The organism is Streptomyces sp. SL06 (assembly GCF_058244745.1).
Map to the genome: position 1 here is coordinate 3,767,226 of NZ_JBSYOT010000002.1, position 16,737 is coordinate 3,783,962.

At 72.7% G+C, this 16,737-nt stretch carries 19 protein-coding genes and 1 tRNA gene; 6 read left to right on the forward strand and 14 right to left on the reverse strand.

Going from position 1 to position 16,737, the window contains the following annotated elements:
• Complete coding sequence (locus AC4IHM_RS17195) at window positions 1-510, reverse strand: MarR family winged helix-turn-helix transcriptional regulator (protein ID WP_490867915.1); 510 nt, start codon at window positions 508-510, stop codon at window positions 1-3.
• A gap of 207 nt (window positions 511-717) precedes the next feature.
• Between AC4IHM_RS17195 and AC4IHM_RS17200 the strand changes: the two genes are divergently transcribed.
• Complete coding sequence (locus AC4IHM_RS17200; protein WP_490867916.1) at window positions 718-915, forward strand: hypothetical protein; 198 nt, start codon at window positions 718-720, stop codon at window positions 913-915.
• 112 nt (window positions 916-1,027) lie between these two features.
• On the opposite strand, the gene AC4IHM_RS17205 is transcribed toward AC4IHM_RS17200, so the two are convergent.
• The 8 genes from AC4IHM_RS17205 to AC4IHM_RS17240 form a co-directional block, all read right to left on the reverse strand.
• Window positions 1,028-1,948, reverse strand: coding sequence for an RNA polymerase sigma factor SigF (locus AC4IHM_RS17205; RefSeq protein ID WP_490867917.1), 921 nt, complete (start codon window positions 1,946-1,948; stop codon window positions 1,028-1,030).
• A 292-nt stretch (window positions 1,949-2,240) separates the two neighbouring features.
• Window positions 2,241-3,107, reverse strand: a complete 867-nt coding sequence (locus tag AC4IHM_RS17210; protein WP_490867918.1) for an RNA polymerase sigma factor SigF — start codon at window positions 3,105-3,107, stop codon at window positions 2,241-2,243.
• 194 nt (window positions 3,108-3,301) lie between these two features.
• Window positions 3,302-3,595 carry a Dabb family protein gene (locus AC4IHM_RS17215; RefSeq protein ID WP_490867919.1) on the reverse strand — a complete coding sequence of 98 codons (294 nt, stop codon included), beginning with the start codon at window positions 3,593-3,595 and terminating at the stop codon, window positions 3,302-3,304.
• The gene (locus AC4IHM_RS17220; protein WP_490867920.1) at window positions 3,595-3,771 is read right to left on the reverse strand and encodes a hypothetical protein; all 177 of its coding nucleotides are present in this window, start codon (window positions 3,769-3,771) and stop codon (window positions 3,595-3,597) included. Before AC4IHM_RS17220 ends, AC4IHM_RS17215 begins: the two co-directional genes overlap by 1 nt.
• Window positions 3,772-3,941: 170 nt before the next feature.
• Window positions 3,942-4,026: transfer RNA gene (locus AC4IHM_RS17225), tRNA-Ser, on the reverse strand.
• 52 nt (window positions 4,027-4,078) lie between these two features.
• On the reverse strand, window positions 4,079-4,510 hold the full coding sequence (tadA, locus tag AC4IHM_RS17230; protein WP_490870851.1) for a tRNA adenosine(34) deaminase TadA: 432 nt from the start codon (window positions 4,508-4,510) through the stop codon (window positions 4,079-4,081).
• Window positions 4,511-4,605: 95 nt separating this feature from the next.
• Window positions 4,606-5,154, reverse strand: coding sequence for a tRNA adenosine deaminase-associated protein (locus AC4IHM_RS17235; RefSeq protein ID WP_490867921.1), 549 nt, complete (start codon window positions 5,152-5,154; stop codon window positions 4,606-4,608).
• A 401-nt stretch (window positions 5,155-5,555) separates the two neighbouring features.
• Window positions 5,556-5,819, reverse strand: coding sequence for a hypothetical protein (locus AC4IHM_RS17240; RefSeq protein WP_490867922.1), 264 nt, complete (start codon window positions 5,817-5,819; stop codon window positions 5,556-5,558).
• A 140-nt stretch (window positions 5,820-5,959) separates the two neighbouring features.
• On the opposite strand from AC4IHM_RS17240, the gene upp reads away from it, so the two are divergent.
• Window positions 5,960-6,595 carry a uracil phosphoribosyltransferase gene (upp, locus tag AC4IHM_RS17245; protein ID WP_490867923.1) on the forward strand — a complete coding sequence of 212 codons (636 nt, stop codon included), beginning with the start codon at window positions 5,960-5,962 and terminating at the stop codon, window positions 6,593-6,595.
• Between the two features lie 40 nt (window positions 6,596-6,635).
• Here the strand turns inward: upp and AC4IHM_RS17250 are convergent, their stop codons facing one another.
• The 5 genes from AC4IHM_RS17250 to AC4IHM_RS17270 form a co-directional block, all read right to left on the reverse strand.
• Window positions 6,636-7,253: a LytR C-terminal domain-containing protein gene (locus tag AC4IHM_RS17250; protein ID WP_490870852.1), complete on the reverse strand. Its 618-nt coding sequence runs from the start codon at window positions 7,251-7,253 to the stop codon at window positions 6,636-6,638.
• A gap of 169 nt (window positions 7,254-7,422) precedes the next feature.
• Window positions 7,423-7,719 carry a type II toxin-antitoxin system VapB family antitoxin gene (locus AC4IHM_RS17255; RefSeq protein ID WP_030420160.1) on the reverse strand — a complete coding sequence of 99 codons (297 nt, stop codon included), beginning with the start codon at window positions 7,717-7,719 and terminating at the stop codon, window positions 7,423-7,425.
• 127 nt (window positions 7,720-7,846) lie between these two features.
• Window positions 7,847-8,506 (reverse strand): HdeD family acid-resistance protein, encoded by a 660-nt coding sequence (locus AC4IHM_RS17260; RefSeq protein ID WP_490867924.1) that lies wholly within the window; start codon window positions 8,504-8,506, stop codon window positions 7,847-7,849.
• Between the two features lie 774 nt (window positions 8,507-9,280).
• The gene (locus AC4IHM_RS17265; RefSeq protein ID WP_490867925.1) at window positions 9,281-9,868 is read right to left on the reverse strand and encodes an HhH-GPD-type base excision DNA repair protein; all 588 of its coding nucleotides are present in this window, start codon (window positions 9,866-9,868) and stop codon (window positions 9,281-9,283) included.
• A gap of 25 nt (window positions 9,869-9,893) precedes the next feature.
• Window positions 9,894-10,616, reverse strand: a complete 723-nt coding sequence (locus AC4IHM_RS17270; RefSeq protein WP_490867926.1) for a siderophore-interacting protein — start codon at window positions 10,614-10,616, stop codon at window positions 9,894-9,896.
• An 81-nt stretch (window positions 10,617-10,697) separates the two neighbouring features.
• Here AC4IHM_RS17270 and AC4IHM_RS17275 point away from each other — a divergent pair, with 81 nt between their 5' ends.
• The 4 genes from AC4IHM_RS17275 (at window position 10,698) to AC4IHM_RS17290 (ending at window position 16,380) form a co-directional block, all read left to right on the forward strand.
• Complete coding sequence (locus tag AC4IHM_RS17275) at window positions 10,698-12,779, forward strand: penicillin acylase family protein (RefSeq protein WP_490867927.1); 2,082 nt, start codon at window positions 10,698-10,700, stop codon at window positions 12,777-12,779.
• The gene (locus tag AC4IHM_RS17280; protein WP_490867928.1) at window positions 12,772-12,894 is read left to right on the forward strand and encodes a hypothetical protein; all 123 of its coding nucleotides are present in this window, start codon (window positions 12,772-12,774) and stop codon (window positions 12,892-12,894) included. The genes AC4IHM_RS17275 and AC4IHM_RS17280 overlap by 8 nt, the downstream gene beginning before the upstream one ends.
• A 225-nt stretch (window positions 12,895-13,119) precedes the next feature.
• Window positions 13,120-14,982, forward strand: a complete 1,863-nt coding sequence (locus AC4IHM_RS17285; protein ID WP_490867929.1) for a copper resistance CopC/CopD family protein — start codon at window positions 13,120-13,122, stop codon at window positions 14,980-14,982.
• A 123-nt stretch (window positions 14,983-15,105) separates the two neighbouring features.
• Window positions 15,106-16,380, forward strand: coding sequence for a metal-dependent hydrolase family protein (locus AC4IHM_RS17290; protein WP_490867930.1), 1,275 nt, complete (start codon window positions 15,106-15,108; stop codon window positions 16,378-16,380).
• Window positions 16,381-16,737 lie beyond the last annotated feature (357 nt).

Consider the following 16,737-nt stretch of genomic DNA (forward strand, 5'->3'; position numbering starts at 1 on the left):
TTATGTGGTGATCGCGGGTGTACGGGGTGTACTGGGGGACTGTTCGTCCCCGGGCGGTGCGGGAGGCCGGGCCGCGGGGACCCGGCAGTCGTCGAAGCTGGCCCGGAGCCGCGCCATGAGCCGGGTGAGCTGGCCGACCTCCTCGTCGGACCAGTCGCTCAGCCGATGGGCGAGCATCTCGGTGGTCCGCTCGGCGATCTCGTCGAGCAGGCCCCGGCCCGCGGGCGTCAGGCGCAGAATGCGCGAACGCTTGTCGGCGGGGTCGGGGAAGCGTTCGATCCAGCCTCGTTCGGCGACGTGTGCGACGTGGCGGCTGGTGACCGACATGTCCACGGCGAGCAGCTCGGCGAGCTTGCTCATGCGCATGTCGCCATGGCGGTCGAGCAACGTCAGTACGGCGGCGGATCCGCCGGGGCAGTCGGCCGGCAGCAGTCGGCCCAGCTCCCGCTTCACCGCGCCGAAGGCGCTGAACTGGCGGATCAGCTCCTCGTACTGCGTCTCTCCGACCATGCGCACCTCCCCTATTTCGTTGCTTAGGGCAACCATAGAAGCAGTTAGTTGCTACGGGCAAATAAAGGCGGGCGTCGCGGAATAAAAAGTTGGCAAAGGCAAGTATTGCGAAAGTAAATGCGCAGGTGGTAACCGGTGGGCGGGGGCAAGGCGACTGGGGAGCCCCGCACTTGGGTCGCACCCGCGGATTCGCTAGTGTCTCGGCCCATGGCTAACAACCAGGGCCCCCAGGGCAATAACGACCCCGCAGGCAGCACCCAGATGTTCCGCGCGTTCGTCGACGACGCCCCCCAGGCCCGGCAGGCGGCCCCCGCCGCCTCCTCCGGGCCCCGCATCGGCCTGATCGTCGGCATCGTGGCCGCCGTGATCATCGTCGCGGCCGTGGCCTGGCTGGCGCTGAAGTAGGACCGGCACAGGCGCAGCACAGGCGCATACGACGACGACCGCCGCGGCACCCCCGAGGGGCCGCGGCGGTCGTCGGGCTGTCGTAGTCGGGCTGTCGTGGGCGTGGTCCGGATCAGTCGGAGATGAGGCCCTCGCGCAGTTGCGACAGGGTCCGCGTCAGCAGCCGGGAGACGTGCATCTGGGAGATGCCGACCTCCTCGCCGATCTGCGACTGGGTCATGTTGGCGAAGAAGCGCAGCATGATGATCCGGCGCTCCCGGGGCGGCAGCTTGGCGAGGAGTGGCTTGAGGGACTCGCGGTACTCCACGCCCTCCAGCGCCGTGTCCTCGTAGCCCAGGCGGTCCGCCAGCGAGCCCTCGCCGCCGTCGTCCTCCGGGGCCGGGGAGTCCAGCGAGGAGGCGGTGTAGGCGTTGCCCACCGCGAGGCCGTCGACGACGTCCTCCTCGGACACGCCCAGCACGGTGGCCAGTTCGCCCACCGTCGGCGAGCGGTCCAGCTTCTGGGACAGCTCGTCGCTGGCCTTCGTCAGGGCCAGCCGCAGCTCCTGGAGGCGGCGCGGGACGCGCACCGACCACGAGGTGTCGCGGAAGAACCGCTTGATCTCCCCGACCACCGTCGGCATCGCGAAGGTCGGGAACTCCACGCCCCGTTCGCAGTCGAAGCGGTCGATCGCCTTGATCAGGCCGATGGTGCCGACCTGGACGATGTCCTCCATCGGCTCGTTGCGGGAGCGGAAGCGGGCGGCGGCGTAGCGCACCAGCGGGAGGTTGAGTTCGATCAGGGTGTCCCGGACGTAGGCACGCTCGGGGCTGTCCTGGTCGAGGGCGGCGAGCCGCAGGAACAGGGAGCGGGACAGGGTGCGGGTGTCGATGGCCTCCGTGGCCGGAGGGGTCTGGGCCGGCACGGCGTCAAGGGTCGGTACGGTTTCGACGACCTGCACGTCGTCGACGGGACCGAGTGCCCCGAGCGTGTCGGGCGCGGTCTCGCTCTCCGCGAGCGCGAGCACCTTCGAGCTGCCCTGGTCTGCGGACATGCCACCCCCTTTGGGTCGCGGGACGGTCACGGCACACGCTCCCACGGCGGGAACGCAGCCTCCACCTGAATACCGGAGCCGAAGCTCCGGCAAACGCGTCTCCGGCAGAATGTCACATGTCGGCAACGCGCTGTAGTGACATGTCGACATCTGAGACGCGAATAGCCCCTGGAAAGAGGGGGTCTGACGGTCTTTCGGCCCCATTCCGCCCGCATTGGCCCCGGTGAGCGATTCGCTCGTCCCGGTGACCCCTCGCTCGGGCTTTCGACTGCCGCCCGAGTCCTTGTCGAGGTTACGCGTCGATCCGGTTCGCGGACCGCAACCGCTGGAAGCTACGCGCCAGCAGCCGCGAGACGTGCATCTGGGAGACGCCGAGTTCCGCGCTGATCTGCGACTGGGTCAGATTGCTGTAGTAGCGCAGCAGCAGGATGCGCTGCTCGCGTTCCGGGAGCTGGACGAGCAGATGCCGGACCAGGTCGCGGTGCTCGACCCCGTCGAGGGCGGGGTCCTCGTAACCGAGCCGGTCGAGCAGTCCGGGCAGCCCGTCGCCCTCCTGCGCGGCCTCCAGCGAGGTGGCGTGGTACGACCGTCCCGCCTCGATGCAGGACAGCACCTCCTCCTCGGTGATGCGCAGCCGCTCGGCGATCTCGGCGGTCGTCGGAGAGCGCCCGAAGGCGGTCGTCAGGTCCTCGGTCGCGCTGTTGACCTGCACCCACAGCTCGTGCAGCCGGCGCGGTACGTGCACCGTGCGGACGTTGTCGCGGAAGTACCGCTTGATCTCGCCGACCACGGTCGGCATCGCGAAGGTCGGGAACTGCACGCCGCGCTCCGGGTCGAAGCGGTCGATGGCGTTGATGAGCCCGATGGTGCCGACCTGGACAACGTCCTCCATCGGCTCGTTGCGGGAGCGGAAGCGGGCGGCGGCGTAGCGCACCAGCGGGAGGTTCGCCTCGATGAGCGCCGCCCGCACCCGGTCGTGCTCCGGTGTGCCCGGGGTGAGGCCCTTCAGCTCGCCGAAGAGCACCTGGGTCAGGGCCCGGGTGTCGGCGCCCCGGCTGCGCTGCGGCGCGGCCTCCCGCGCGGACGGCTCCTGGGCCTGGGCCTGGGCGGGCGGCGCGGGCTGTGCGGGCGGTGCTTGAGGCGCAGTACTGGCCGGCACGGTCAACTCCACCTCGTGATCCGTCAACTCTTCCGTCAACTCATCCGTCAAAAGCGGTCATAGCATCACAAGACATGTGCACTGTGTGCAAGCACCGTATAGCGCCGTGTTGAACGAGTGCCGAGGTGGCGGGCGGGGGCGAACGCGAAGCGGCCCCGCACCGGGAGGTGCGGGGCCGGGATGCCGCGGTCGTACTAGAACTCGTAGTCGGCGATCACCCAGGTGGCGAACTCCCGCCACAGTGCGACGCCCGCCTGGTGCGCCGGGTGGTCCACGTAGCGCGCGAGGGCGTCGGGGTCGTCCACGGCCGAGTTGATGGCGAAGTCGTAGGCGATGGGGCGGTCGCTGATGTTCCAGGCGCACTCCCAGAAGCGCAGCTCCTCGATGCGGTCGCCGAGTGCCCGGAACGCCTCGACGCCCCGCACGACGCGCGGGTCGTCGCGCTCCACGCCGTCGTTCAGCTTGAACAGCACCAGGTGGCGGATCATCAGTTTCCTCCGTTGGCGGCCCAGGTCATGAAGTCGCCGACGGCTCCCGCCGCGTCGGATATGCCCTGGAAGCCGATCTGGACGTAGTCGGCGGCCTTCGCCGGATCCGTGATGATCACATACAGCACGAAGACCACGAGCACGTAGACGGCGATCTTCTTCGAGTTCACCGCCACCGCGGCCTCCCCCTGGGACTGTCCCTCGGACTCCTGCGTTACCGGCGGTGAGTGTAACTGTCCGGCCCCATGGGTGATCAATGCCCGGCCGCCGTCGCCGATTCGCCCCACGCGTCTCCGACTTGGCGCAACGCGAAGGGCCCGGTCCGTCGGACCGGGCCCTTCTTCGGCGGTAGCGGAGGGATTTGAACCCTCGGTGACTTGCGCCACACTCGCTTTCGAGGCGAGCTCCTTCGGCCGCTCGGACACGCTACCGAGACAGACCTTACAGCACGGCGCGGCGTGGTTTGAAATCGGCAGAGGGTGGTCAGCGGTCGCGGAAGAAGTCGGTGAGCAGCCGGGCGCAGTCGGCCGCGAGGACGCCCTCGATCACCTCGGGACGGTGGTTGAGACGCCGGTCGCGGACCACGTCCCACAGGGAGCCGGCCGCGCCCGCCTTGTCGTCGCGGGCGCCGAAGACGACGCGTTCCACGCGGGACTGCACGAGCGCGCCCGCGCACATCGTGCACGGCTCCAGGGTGACGACGAGTGTGCAGCCGGCCAGCCGCCACTGGCCGAGTGCCGCGGCGGCCCGCCGGATCGCGAGGACCTCGGCGTGGGCCGTCGGGTCGCCGGTGGCCTCGCGTTCGTTGTGCCCGGCCGCCAGCACGGCATGGCCGTCGGGTGCCAGTACGACGGCCCCGACCGGGACGTCCCCGCCGAGCCCGGCCCGCCCGGCCTCGGCCAGGGCGAGCCGCATCGCGACCCGCCACCGGTCGCGCACCGGGTCGGGCGGTACACGGTGGTGGGCCACGTCGGCCACGGCTTCCTCTCGGGCCCGTTCGGGCGGCGCGGTCAGCGGACGGTCTCCAGGACCTCGGAGGCGCCCAGGGCCTCGGCGATCTCACCGACCGCGTCCCCGGACATCGAGCGCAGTTCCTTCTCGCTCACGCCGAGGTCGTCGAGGACCTCCGGGTCGCCGACCGGGCCGTGCGGCACGGAGGCGTCGCCGGTGCCGGCGGCCGCGTCGGCGCCGTCGTCGGAGTCCTCGGCGTCGTCGGACTCGCCGTCCTCCGTGCCGTCGAGGTCGAGGGCGTCGAGGACGTCCCCGTCGGCACCGGGTTCCCGGCCGAGCAGCTCGTCGGTGAGCAGGATCTCCCCGTAGCTGCTGCGGGCCGCCGCGGCGGCGTCCGAGACGTAGATGCGGGGGTCCTCCTCGCCGTCCACCCGGACGACTCCGAACCACGCGTCCTCCTGCTCGATCAGCACGAGCACCGTGTCCTCGTCGGGAGAGGCCTCCCGGGCGAGGTCGGCCAGATCCGACAGGGTCTCCACATCGTCGAGTTCCGTGTCGCTCGCTTCCCACCCGTCTTCGGTGCGCGCGAGCAGTGCGGCGAAGTACACCGTGACTCTCCCACTGGTCCTAGGCGTGCCGGTTGGGGGTCCCCCCGGCGGAGGTTACGGGCGGGGAAGCGGTGCTCCGAGCCCCACCCACTCGGAATCGTGGCAGAAACAAGGCACTCAGGGGACGTCTTCGGCGCCCTGTGTCCGGCAGTTTTGACCATGGTCCCGGGAGTACGCACCCGGTTAGCCCCCCATCAGCGCCTTCTTCGCCGCCACGTGCGGATCGTACGCGGCTGTCCGTGGCGGCCGCGTACGCCCGTCCCCACCAACGCCGGCGCGGCGCGCGATCTTCCCGGCCGGTTCGGGAAGCCGTCAGGACGGCCGCCGGTCGGGGAGCCGACCGGACAGCGACAGCAACAGCAATAGCAACAGCAACAGCGATAGCAACAGCAAAGCGGCAGCTACCAGCGGAAGGTGCGCATGCGCAGCGCGTGGCGCAGCCGGGCGGCCTTGGCGCGGCGCGGCTGGACGCGGTCCCGCAGCTCCCTGGCCTCCGCCAGGTCGCGCAGGAACTGGGCGCGGCGCCGGCGGCGCTCGGCCTCGCGGTCCGGCTCCGTACCCGGCTCCGTCCCGCCGTGCTCCGTCCCGCCGTGTTCTGTCCCGCCGCGCTCCGTCCCCGGCCTCGTGCCGGGCGGCGGAGTGGTCTGGAAGTCCCCGTCAGTCACAGTGTCACCACCCAGCGTCCCGTTCTTCCCACCTTCCCCCGGCCGGGGGATTTGACGCCCGCGAACGGGTGGAGCGGTGGTCCGGGGGCTTGCCCGCCGGGGGGACGACGGTCCCGCGGGGCCCGGTTACTGTGGTGGACATGCGTCTCCACGTCGTCGACCACCCTCTGGTCGCCCACAAGCTCACCACGCTGCGCGACCAGCGCACCGACTCCGCGACCTTCCGCCGTCTCGCCGACGAGCTGGTCACCCTGCTCGCCTACGAGGCCACGCGCGACGTGCGCACCGAACAGGTCGACATCCAGACCCCGGTCTCACCGACCACCGGCGTCAAGCTCTCCTACCCGCGTCCGCTGGTGGTGCCGATCCTGCGGGCCGGTCTCGGCATGCTGGACGGCATGGTCCGGCTGCTGCCGACCGCGGAGGTGGGCTTCCTCGGCATGATCCGCAACGAGGAGACGCTCCAGGCCTCCACGTACGCGACCCGCATGCCGGAGGACCTGTCCGGGCGTCAGGTGTACGTCCTCGACCCGATGCTGGCCACCGGCGGCACCCTGGTCGCGTCGATCCGGGAGCTGATCAAGCGCGGCGCCGACGACGTGACGGCCGTGGTGCTGCTGGCCGCGCCCGAGGGCGTCGAGCTGATGGAGCGTGAGCTGGCCGGCACCCCGGTGACGGTCGTGACGGCCTCGGTCGACGAGCGCCTCAACGAGCACGGCTACATCGTGCCGGGCCTCGGCGACGCGGGCGACCGCATGTACGGAGCGGCGGAGTAGGGCTCCGGCCGCGCAGGCCCCGAGGTCCTGGTACGGCTGCTCAGCAGCTCTTCTTCTCGGTGGTGGGCGTCGGCTGCGGCGCGGTCAGCTTGGCCAGTGCCGTGTCGGCGTCCGCCGGCTTCGCCAGTCCTTTGAAACCGGCGCCGATGATCAGGTCGACGGCGGCGCCCTTGCGGGCCGCGTCGGCGCGCTGCTCGGCGCCGGGGAGCTGGGTGCCGAGCAGGGGGAGCGAACTCTTCAGGGAGGCGGAGGGGCCGAGCAGGAGGCCCGTGCCGTCGACCTTTTTGTCGTACTCCGCGGGCGCGTTGCCCACGTCGCCGACGCGGAAGCCGCGCTTCTCGAGTTCGTCGGCGGTCTGCTGCGCGAGGCCGCCGCGGGTCGTGGCGTTGAGCACGTTGACGGTGACCTGGCCCGGCTTCGGCACGGCCACCGCGGCGGGCGAGGGGCTCGCCTTCACGGTGGTGGTGACGCAGCCGGCGGTACCGACCGCGGACGCCTTGTCGCCGCCGGTGAAGACGTCGATGAGCTGCAGTGTGCCCCAGCCGAGCACTCCGAGGACGGTGACGCAGGCGACCGCGACGAGCGCGAACCTGCCGCGTCGCCGGGCGGGGCGCATCCGCGGGTACCGGTCCCCCGTGATCTTGTACTGGCCACCCATGCCGGGAGGAGTCAGCATGCTCATGAGCGCAGCGTAGTGCGCCGGAGCGGGGATGCCTATTAGATGATCAGTCGACGTTCGGTGGTTCGGTGCAATGCAACCCGAAAGGGTCAACCCGGGGGCCGTCGAGGGTCGTCGGGAGCCGCCGCGGGGCCTCGGGCGGGGGCGGTCAGTCGAGTTCGAGGACCCGCGCGTGCAGCACCTGGCGCTGCTGGAGCGCCGCGCGCACCGCGCGGTGCAGGCCGTCCTCCAGGTACAGGTCGCCCTGCCACTTCACGACGTGCGCGAAGAGGTCGCCGTAGAAGGTGGAGTCCTCGGCGAGGAGGGTCTCCAGGTCGAGCTGGCCCTTGGTCGTCACGAGCTGATCGAGGCGGATCGGGCGCGGAGCGACGTCCGCCCACTGCCGGGTGCTCTCCCGGCCGTGGTCGGGGTACGGCCGGCCGTTTCCGATGCGCTTGAAGATCACACGGAAAGCCTACCGGCCAAGACGACACGGGCGCAGCCATGGCGCCGGAGTGCGGCATCGGAAATGACGTGGCAAACCACGTCAAAAGGTGAAGACTGCGTGCCTGCTCGACGGAACCGGACCCTGTTCACGGCGTGTGCGGGGCCCGGCCGGCGCGTCCGCGCAGGTTCACGGCCGTGATGACCTCGACGATGCCGACGGCGAGGAGCCACCAGCCGCCGACCAGCATGAGGACGGCCGCGGACTCGACCGGCGAGTCGATCAGGACGATGCCGGCGACGACGGTGACGACACCGAGGAAGACGTGCCAGCCGCGCGCGGGCATCGCCGGGTCGTGCACGGCGGCCATGATCTGGGTGATGCCGCGGAACAGCCAGCCGATGCCGATCCACAGCGCGAGCAGCAGCACCGACTGCAGCGGGCCCCGGAAGCAGAACAGGCCGAGCAGGATCGACACCGCGCCGCTGACGAAGGCGAGGACCCGCAACGAGGTCCTGCTGTGCGTGCCGAACGCGGCGGCGAGCTGGAGGATGCCGCTGACGATCAGGTAGAGGCCGAAGAGCACTCCTGCGGCGAGCAGGGAGGCGCCGGGCCAGAGCAGGACCAGCACGCCCAGGATCAGGGAGGCGACACCGGTGAGAAGCACGGTCTGCCACGCGGCACGGGACAGCAGGGACAACGGCCCCTCGAAGGCCGGCTCGGGCTCGCGCCGCGCCCCGTACCGGGCGTGCACCCCACGGTCGTCGTACGGCGGCCCTCCGGGGGCCCCACTCGGTGGCTCGGTCATACCCCATGCTGGCGACACCCACGGCTCCCCCGCCACCCGAAACCCCCCACCCGGCTGAGCCTTGGGCCCACCGGCCCGGGGCGCTCGGCGCTGCGTCGGCGGGTCCGAGGGCGGACCCGGGAGCCCGAGGGCGGACCCGGCGGGCTTGACGCCGTACACGGGCGCCGACTGCACCCGATGGGCTTGAGGCTCTGGGCGGGAAGGTGAGAGGGCGGGCCCGGGGACCCGAGGCCGTACTCGGCGGGCCTGGGGCTGGATCCCGCAGGCCAGCCGCCGCGCACGGCGTGCCCGACGCCGCCGCCGGGCGCCCGAGGCCGCACCCGGCAACCCGTGGGGGACCAGGAGGCCCGGACCTGGGCTCCGAGGGCGGACCCGGCGGACCCGACGCCGTGCTCGGTGGGCTGGGGCCGCGCTCGGGGCGGACCCGGGGGCCCTGGGCCGAGGCCGTACTCGGCAGGCTGGGGCTGGATCTGGCGGGCCCGGTTGCTCATGGCGCGCCTGACGCCGCACCTGGGCGGTCGGCGCCGTGCTCGGTGGGCTGGGGCCGCGCTCGGGGCGGACCCGGGGGCCCTGGGCCGACGCCGCGCTCGGCAGGCTGGGGCTGGATCTGGCGGGCCCGGTTGCTCATGGCGCGCCTGACGCCGCACCGGGCGGCCGACGCCGGTGCTCGGCCCCGGTCCGGTGCCCGGCACCCCGGCCCCGTGCCCGGCACCCGGCCCTGCGCTCGGCGCACCCCGTCCCGTGCCCGGCCCCGCCCCCGGCGTATCGGCCCTGCTACTTGCCGGAGGCGGTCCTTGCCGCTGCCTTCGCTTGTTGTTTGTGGGTGCGGACCTTGGTCAGGGACTCCGGGCCCGTGATGTCGGCGACGGAGCGGAAGGCGTCGGGTTCGCCGTAGGGGCCCGCGGCCTCGCGCCAGCCCTCGGGGTGGACGCCGAGCTGCTTGCCGAGCAGGGCGAGGAAGATCTGGGCCTTCTGCTTGCCGAAGCCCGGCAGGGCCTGGAGCCGCTTCAGCAGCTCCCCGCCGGTGTCGACGCCCCGCCAGACGGCCTCGGCGTCACCGTCGTAGGTCTCGACGAGGTACCGGCACAACTGCTGGATGCGGCCCGCCATCGAGCCGGGATAGCGGTGCACGGCCGGCTTGTCGGAGAGCAGGGCCGCGAACGCCTCGGGGTCCTGGGAGGCGATGTCGTGCGCGTCCAGGTCCTCCGCGCCCATGCGCCGGGCGATGGTCGACGGGCCCTTGAACGCCCACTCCATGGGCACTTGCTGGTCGAGCAGCATGCCGACCAGCGCGGCCAGCGGACTGCGGCCGAGGAGTTCGTCGGCCTCGGGGTCCTGGGCGAGATGAAGTGTGACGTCCATGCCCCCGATGATCGCGCCTGCGGGCTCAGGTCGCTCGCCAGTACCCCAGCGCGTTCACCCGCTGCTTGGGAACGCCCAGCTCCTTGCGGGCGTACGAGGACAGCGCCCGGGTCGTCGCCGTGTCGCAGGCGATCCAGACGTACGGCTCGGGCGTGGAGCGCACCAGTTCGGGCAGCGCCTCCTTCACCCGGGCGACCAGATGCGCGCCGGCGTCGCGGCGCGGCACGGCGCGGACCTCGTGGCGGTCGGGGTCGGTGCGGAAGGGGAGGCCGTCGCCGTCGCCCTCGAACCAGATCGTCGCGGGGACCTCCCCCATCGCGTCGAGGAGTGAGTTGAGGGCGGGCAGCGACGCCGGGTCCGCGACCGCGAAGAGGCGGGACGGGGCGGGCTCCGGGGCCTCGAAGCCGGTGCCCTGGACCGTCGCCTCGATGGTGTCGCCGGGCTTCGCCGCCCTGGCCCAGTCGCTCGCTCGGCCCTCGTGCAGGGCGAACTCCATGCTGAAGGTGCCGGCCACCGGATCCGGGTCGACCAGGGTGTAGCCCCGCTGGTGGGGTTTGCCGGCGTTGTCGAACCACAGCCGCACCCACATCGTGGGGTGGACGCCGGTCACGGCGAGCATGCCGCCGTCGCTCAGACGCAGCCGCCGAAAGCCCGGGGCCACGTCCTCGGTGTCCGTCACGGTGAACTCGAAGTCCTTCGCCCGCATCAGTCTGAGGACCGCGCCCTCCCAGCCCCGCCCCTGCGCCATCGTCGCCTCACCCTTCGCGTACTATTCGGCCACAACCTCAACTTAGGTAAGCCTAACCTAAAAGAAAGTGGGGGCACAGGGGTGAGTGCCGAGACCTTCCGCGACGCCTGGGGGATCCCGCACCTGCGCGCGGACAGCGCGGACGAACTCGCCCGCGCCCAGGGCCGGGTGACCGCCCGCGACCGCGCCTGGCAACTGGAGGTCGAACGGCACCGCGCCCAGGGCACCTCCGCGTCCTTCCTCGGACCCGAGGCCCTGTCCTGGGACCGCCTCGCCCGCCGCGCCCGCCTCGCGGACACCGCACGCCGCTGCTTCACCGCCCTGGAGGACAGGGACCCGCCGACGGCGGCCTGGGTACGGGCGTACGCCGACGGCGTGAACGAGGGGCTGGCCGCCTGCGAGGCGCCGGAGTTCGCCCGGGTGGACCTCGCCCCCGGCCGCTGGGAGCCCTGGACCCCGCTCGGCGTCTGGCTCGCCACGCACATCCTCTTCGCCGGCTTCCCCGCCAAGCTCTGGCGCGAGCACATCACCGCACACCTCGGCCCCGGCGCCGTCGCCCTCTTCGCCGACGGACCCGGCACCGCGGGCAGCAACGGCTGGCTGGTGAGCGGCGAGCGGACCGTGACCGGACACGCCGTCATCGCCGGAGACCCGCACCGCTGGATCGAGGACCCCGGCGTCTACCAGCAGATCCACCTGTCCTGCCCGGAGTTCGACGTCGTCGGCCTCGCCGTGCCCGGCGTCCCCGGCATTGCCCACTTCGGCCACACCGGCACGGTCGCCTGGGCCGTCACCAACGCCATGGCCGACTACCAGGACCTGTACCGCGAGCGACTGCGCCGCACCGGCGCCGGCGTCGAGGCGCTCGGCCCCGACGGCGCCTGGCACCGCGCCACCCGGCACACCGAGCTGATCCGGGTCGCGGGCGAGGCCACCGTCGAGGTCGAGGTCATCGAGACCGACCGCGGCCCGGTCGTCGCCGGCGGACCCGAGGGCCTCGACGACGGCACCCCGGCCGCCCTCAGCCTGCGCTACCCGCCCCGCGTCACCGCCGACCTCGGCTTCAGCGCCCTGCTGCCGCTGCTGCGGGCCCGCCGGGTCGCCGACGTGGACCGCGCCCTGGACGCGTGGGCCGAGCCGGTCAACGTCGTGCAGGCCGCCGACACCGAGGGCGGGCTGCTGCACCGGGTGGCGGGGCGCGTACCGGTGCGGCCGGCCGCCAACAGCCTGCGTCCGGTGCTCGCCTGGGAACCCGGCCACGAGTGGACCGGCTGGCACACCCCGCCCCGCGCCGGTCTCACCGACGGCGTCGCGGTGATGGCCAACCAGCGCGGCCCCGCCACCCCGCTCGGCGTCGAGTTCGCCCCGCCGCACCGCGCCGACCGCATCGCCGCCCTGCTCGCCGGGAAACAGTGCTGGTCGGCCGCCGACATGCCCGCCGTCCACACCGACACCCACCTCGGCTCGGCCGGCCCCCTCCTGGACCACCTGAAGGCCCTGGGCGACCTCACCCCCGAGGCCGGCGCCCTGCGCGACCGGCTGCTGGCCTGGGACCTGCGCATGGACGCCGACAGCACCGACGCGGCAGCGTACGCGGCCCTGCGCGCGGCGGTCGTACGCCGGCTGGCGGCGCACCCGGTCCTCGCCGCGGCGTCGGCCCCGCCCGCCTACCCCGAGGTGCTCCTGCCGTGGCTCGCGCTCGTGCCGCGCGTCGCCCACGCCCTCGAACACCTGCTGCGCGCCCGGGACCTGTACGGCATCGACCGCGCCGATGTCGTGCGCGCGGCCCTGGAGGAGGTGGCCGCGCGGCAGCCGGCGGGCGTCTGGGGCGACACGCACCGCCTCACCCCCCGGCGGGCGCTGCCGGAGGACAGCCACGGGACCCACACGGCGGAACCCGGTCTGTCCGGCGACCACGACTGCGTGCTGTGCACCTCCTCCGTGCCCGGCCTCACCGACCGCGCCGCGCGCGGGCCGGCCGCCCGGTACGTCTGGGATCTCGCCGACCGGCGGGACAGCCGCTGGGTGGTGCCGTTCGGCGCCTCCGGCGTGCCCGGCTCGCCCCACCACCGTGACCAGCAACCCCTGTGGCTCGGCGGGGAACTCGTCCCGGTGATCACCGACTTCGACCGGCTCACGAAGGAGACCGGGACCGGTGGCTGACCCGCACACGTCCCCGTACGCCTGCGCCCAGGAGCGGGAGGCGGACCCGCCCGGCGCCCGCCGCGGGAAGGCGCGACTCGCCTTCGCACGCCGGGAGGCGGCGTTCGCCGGGTGATGCCGCCGCCGACCGCGCCGGGGCTTCGGTGAGCGGGGCGGGGTCCGCGTCCGTACGTATGGCCGAGGCAGTGGGTCCGGACGACGGAGATGCGACGTGAGGTGTGGTGGCGGTGCGCGCGCTGGAGCCCGGGAGCGAGAGGGCCGACGAGGCCGAGAGGGCCGAGAGGGGCGAGAGGGCCGAGAAGGCGGGTGGCGGGTCGGGCGACGGGGATTCCGGGGGCTGGTGCTGCTGGGCACCTTGCTGGTCCTGCTCGCCCTCGGCGGCACCGGAACCGCGTCCGCGCACGCCGCCCTCCGCTCCAGCGACCCCGAGGACGGAACCGTCCTCCAGCACGCCCCCCGCCACATCACCCTGACCTTCGGCGAGTCCGTCGGCCTGCGCGACGACTCCTTCCGGATCCTCGACCCCGGCGGCCACCGGGTGCGCACCGGCGAGGCCGGGCACGCGGACGGCCGTTCCGACACGGCCCGGATCGCGCTGTCGGGCAAGCTGGGCGAGGGCACCTACACCGTGGCCTGGCGGGTGGTGTCGGCCGACAGCCACCCCGTCTCCGGCGCCTTCACCTTCTCCGTGGGCAAGCCCTCCGCGACCGCCGCGGCCGTGGACACCGGCCCCACGGAGAACCCGCTGACCGCCGCCCTCCACAAGATCGCCCGCTATCTCTCCTACCTCGCCGCCACCCTGCTCATCGGCGTGGCGGCCTTCGTCGCCCTGTGCCGCCCGCGTGACCCGGCCCCGCTGCGCCTGCCGCTGGTGGCGGGCTGGTGGACCCTGCTGGGGGCCACCGTCGCCCTGCTGGTGCTGCGTGCCCCGTACGAGGCGGGGACGGGGCCGTCCACCGCCCTCGACGCGGGAGCGCTCGGCGGCACCCTCACGACCCGTCCCGGTGTGCTGCTGCTGGTCAGGCTGGGGCTGCTGGTGCCGGTCGCGCTGTTCCTCGTCCGCATGGCCCGCGCCGACCGGCACCGGCGGCGCACGCCCCTCGCCGCCGCGGTGGGCGCCGTACTGGCCGTCGGCCTCGCCCTGACCTGGGCCGCCGCCGAACACGCCTCCGCCGGGATCCAGGTACCGGTGGCGATGACGTCGTACGTACTGCATCTGCTGGCCACCGCGGTCTGGCTCGGCGGCCTCGTCGCCCTGCTCGCCACCCTGCGCTCCGCCCCGGACGCCGCCACGGTCGCCCGCTTCTCCCGGATCGCCTTCGCCTGCGTGACGGTCCTGGTCGTCACCGGTGTCTACCAGTCCTGGCGCGGCCTCGGTTCCTGGCAGGCGCTCACCGGGACGACGTACGGCAGGCTGCTGCTCACCAAGGTGGCGCTGGTGGCCGTGCTGCTGGCCGTGGCCGCGGTGTCCCGGCGGTGGACGGCGGCGCTGGTGACGGGGGGCGCGGGGACGGGCGCCGTACAGGAGCGGGAGCACGAGCACGAGCACACGCGGTTGCGCGAGAGCGAGCGGGTGCCGGAACCGGTGGGCGGACCGCCGGCCGGGACCGCGGAGCCGCCCCGCACGCCGGGAGAGCCGGAACCCGCACCCGCACCCGCACCCGAACCCGCACCCGCACCCGCACCAGAGCCGGGATCGGAGCCGCCCGCCGGGGACGCACACCGGCGGGGGCTGCGCCGGTCCGTCCTGGTCGAGGCCGTCGTCGCGGCCGTCGTCCTGGCCGTGACGACCGTGCTCACCGGTACCCTGCCGGGCCGGGCGGCCGACGAGGCGGCACAGACCGCACCGGCGGGCGGGGTGCTGCCCGCGTCCGTCACCACGATCCCCTTCGAGATCGGGAACTCCGGCCGGGGCACGGTCCAGATCACCCTGGACCCCGGCCGCACCGGCGACAACGCGGTGCAGGCCGTGGTCTTCGGCCCCGACGGCAGCCTGGCCGCCGTACCCGAGCTGCGCCTCTCCTTCACCCTGCCCGACCGGGACATCGGCCCCCTGAACGCGGAACTCGTCGACCGGGGCGGCTACTGGAGCGCCAACTCCCTCACCCTCCCGTTCCCCGGCATCTGGACGATGCGGACGACGGTCCGGGTGTCGGACGTCGACCAGGTGAGCGAGACGAGGCGGATCCGGATCGCGCGGTAGGACGCGGTGGACGGGCGGGTACGAGGGCGGTACGAGGGCGGTATGTTCCGCGCGGGCCGGCTCCTTCCGTCGAACGGCGCACTCCGGCGTGCCGCGGGCCGGTGCCACGGCTAGAACCGAGCCATGAGCCAACCACCTGCGGTGCCGCCCGTCCTGATCGAGAACGTGCGGGTTTTCGACGGCGTGAGCGACCACCTCGGCGACCTGCGGTCGGTGTATCTCAGGGACGGCAGAATCGCCGGGGAGGCGGAGCGGCCCGACTCGGACGCGGTGGTCGTCGACGGCGGCGGCCGGGTGCTGATGCCGGGGCTCAGCGACGCGCACGTCCACCTGTTCGCGGCCGGTGCCACGATGCCGGAACTGCTGATGGCACCGACCGGGGTCCTCTACTACAAGGCCCTGGCGGAGGCGCGGCGGATGCTGATGCGCGGCTTCACCAGTGTGCGGGACATGGGCGGGGACACCGTCGCGCTGCGGCAGGTGATCGACGCCGGGCTGTTCCCCGGCCCGCGGATCTACCCGAGCCAGGCGGCGCTCTCCCAGACCAGCGGGCACGGCGACTTCTCCGACGTGCACCAGGCGGCGACGCTGTTCGGAGGGGCCCCGTCACGCGCCGAGACCTTGTCCTTCATGCGGGTCGTCGACGGGCGGGAGCGGGTGCTGACCGGGGTCCGCGAGCAGTTGAAGCGCGGCGCCAGCCAGATCAAGCTGATGGCCGGCGGCGGTGTCACCTCCTCCTACGACCCCCTGGACTCGGTCCAGTTCACCCTGGACGAGCTGCGGGCCGCCGTCCAGGCAGCGGCCGACTGGGGCACCTATGTGTCCGTGCACGTCTTCACCCCCGAAGGGATGCGCCGGGCGGTGGAGGCGGGCGTGCAGTCCATCGAGCACGGCCTCCTCACCGACGAGGAGACGATCGCCCTGCTCGCCGAGAAGGACGTGTGGCTCAGCACCCAGCCCCTGCTCGAAAGCGACCACACCTTCGCCTCGCGGGACTCGACCGAGAAGAACCGCCAGGTCTGCGACGGCGTGCGGCGCACCCTCAACTGGGCCCGCGCCCACGGCGTTAAGCTCGCCTTCGGCACGGACTTCCTGCTCGACCCCGCCGAGGCGCACAAGCAGGGCGAGATGCTCATCCGGCTGACCACGAGGTTCGGCTTCACCCCGGCCGAGACACTGAAGATCGCGACCTCGGGCAACGCCGAACTCTTCCGCCTCGCCGGCAAGCGCGACCCCTACCGCCAGGCACCCCTCGGAGTGATCCGCCCCGGCGCCTGGGCCGACATCCTGCTCGTCAACGGCGACCCCACACAGGACGTGAACCTCCTGGCCGACCCCGAGACCAACCTGGCGCTCATCGTCAAGGGCGGCAGAATCTACAAGAACCAGCTCGCCTGACCCGTGGCCCCGCCGTCCGCGGTTCCCGCACGCGCTGCCGGGGCTGCCCGGTCCGTGCTATTGAGCCGGGGAAATATCCACCCGCGAGGAAATTCAGTTCGAGTTTTGATCGATCATTTGGTCGAGTCCGGGGCCTCTGAGGTCTGACGTGCTGGCGGGTCTGGGAATGACAGAACTTCGGTCACTGCGGGTTATTGATCTGCTACCTTGGGTACGCACACGAGTCTGAGGAAACTTTTCGGGGGTGGTTGTCGTGCGTTGGGATAGTTTCGGGACTGGTGCACGCGCCGTTATGGATCCAACGGGAAAGGTCTTTCCGGCGCGGACGTTCGAACTCAGATCTTGAGGTGCGCTCAT

What these genes read in the sequence shown, in the direction of transcription:
- AC4IHM_RS17195 (WP_490867915.1), bottom strand. Translation starts at nt 510, where the DNA reads ATGGTCGGAGAGACGCAGTACGAGGAGCTGATCCGCCAGTTCAGCGCC.
- AC4IHM_RS17200 (WP_490867916.1), top strand. Translation starts at nt 718, where the DNA reads ATGGCTAACAACCAGGGCCCCCAGGGCAATAACGACCCCGCAGGCAGC.
- AC4IHM_RS17205 (WP_490867917.1), bottom strand. Translation starts at nt 1,948, where the DNA reads ATGTCCGCAGACCAGGGCAGCTCGAAGGTGCTCGCGCTCGCGGAGAGC.
- AC4IHM_RS17215 (WP_490867919.1), bottom strand. Translation starts at nt 3,595, where the DNA reads ATGATCCGCCACCTGGTGCTGTTCAAGCTGAACGACGGCGTGGAGCGC.
- tadA (WP_490870851.1), bottom strand. Translation starts at nt 4,510, where the DNA reads ATGCGGCTCGCCCTGGCCGAGGCCGGGCGGGCCGGGCTCGGCGGGGAC.
- upp (WP_490867923.1), top strand. Translation starts at nt 5,960, where the DNA reads ATGCGTCTCCACGTCGTCGACCACCCTCTGGTCGCCCACAAGCTCACC.
- AC4IHM_RS17250 (WP_490870852.1), bottom strand. Translation starts at nt 7,253, where the DNA reads ATGGGTGGCCAGTACAAGATCACGGGGGACCGGTACCCGCGGATGCGC.
- AC4IHM_RS17260 (WP_490867924.1), bottom strand. Translation starts at nt 8,506, where the DNA reads ATGACCGAGCCACCGAGTGGGGCCCCCGGAGGGCCGCCGTACGACGAC.
- AC4IHM_RS17265 (WP_490867925.1), bottom strand. Translation starts at nt 9,868, where the DNA reads ATGGACGTCACACTTCATCTCGCCCAGGACCCCGAGGCCGACGAACTC.
- AC4IHM_RS17270 (WP_490867926.1), bottom strand. Translation starts at nt 10,616, where the DNA reads ATGGCGCAGGGGCGGGGCTGGGAGGGCGCGGTCCTCAGACTGATGCGG.
- AC4IHM_RS17290 (WP_490867930.1), top strand. Translation starts at nt 15,106, where the DNA reads ATGAGCCAACCACCTGCGGTGCCGCCCGTCCTGATCGAGAACGTGCGG.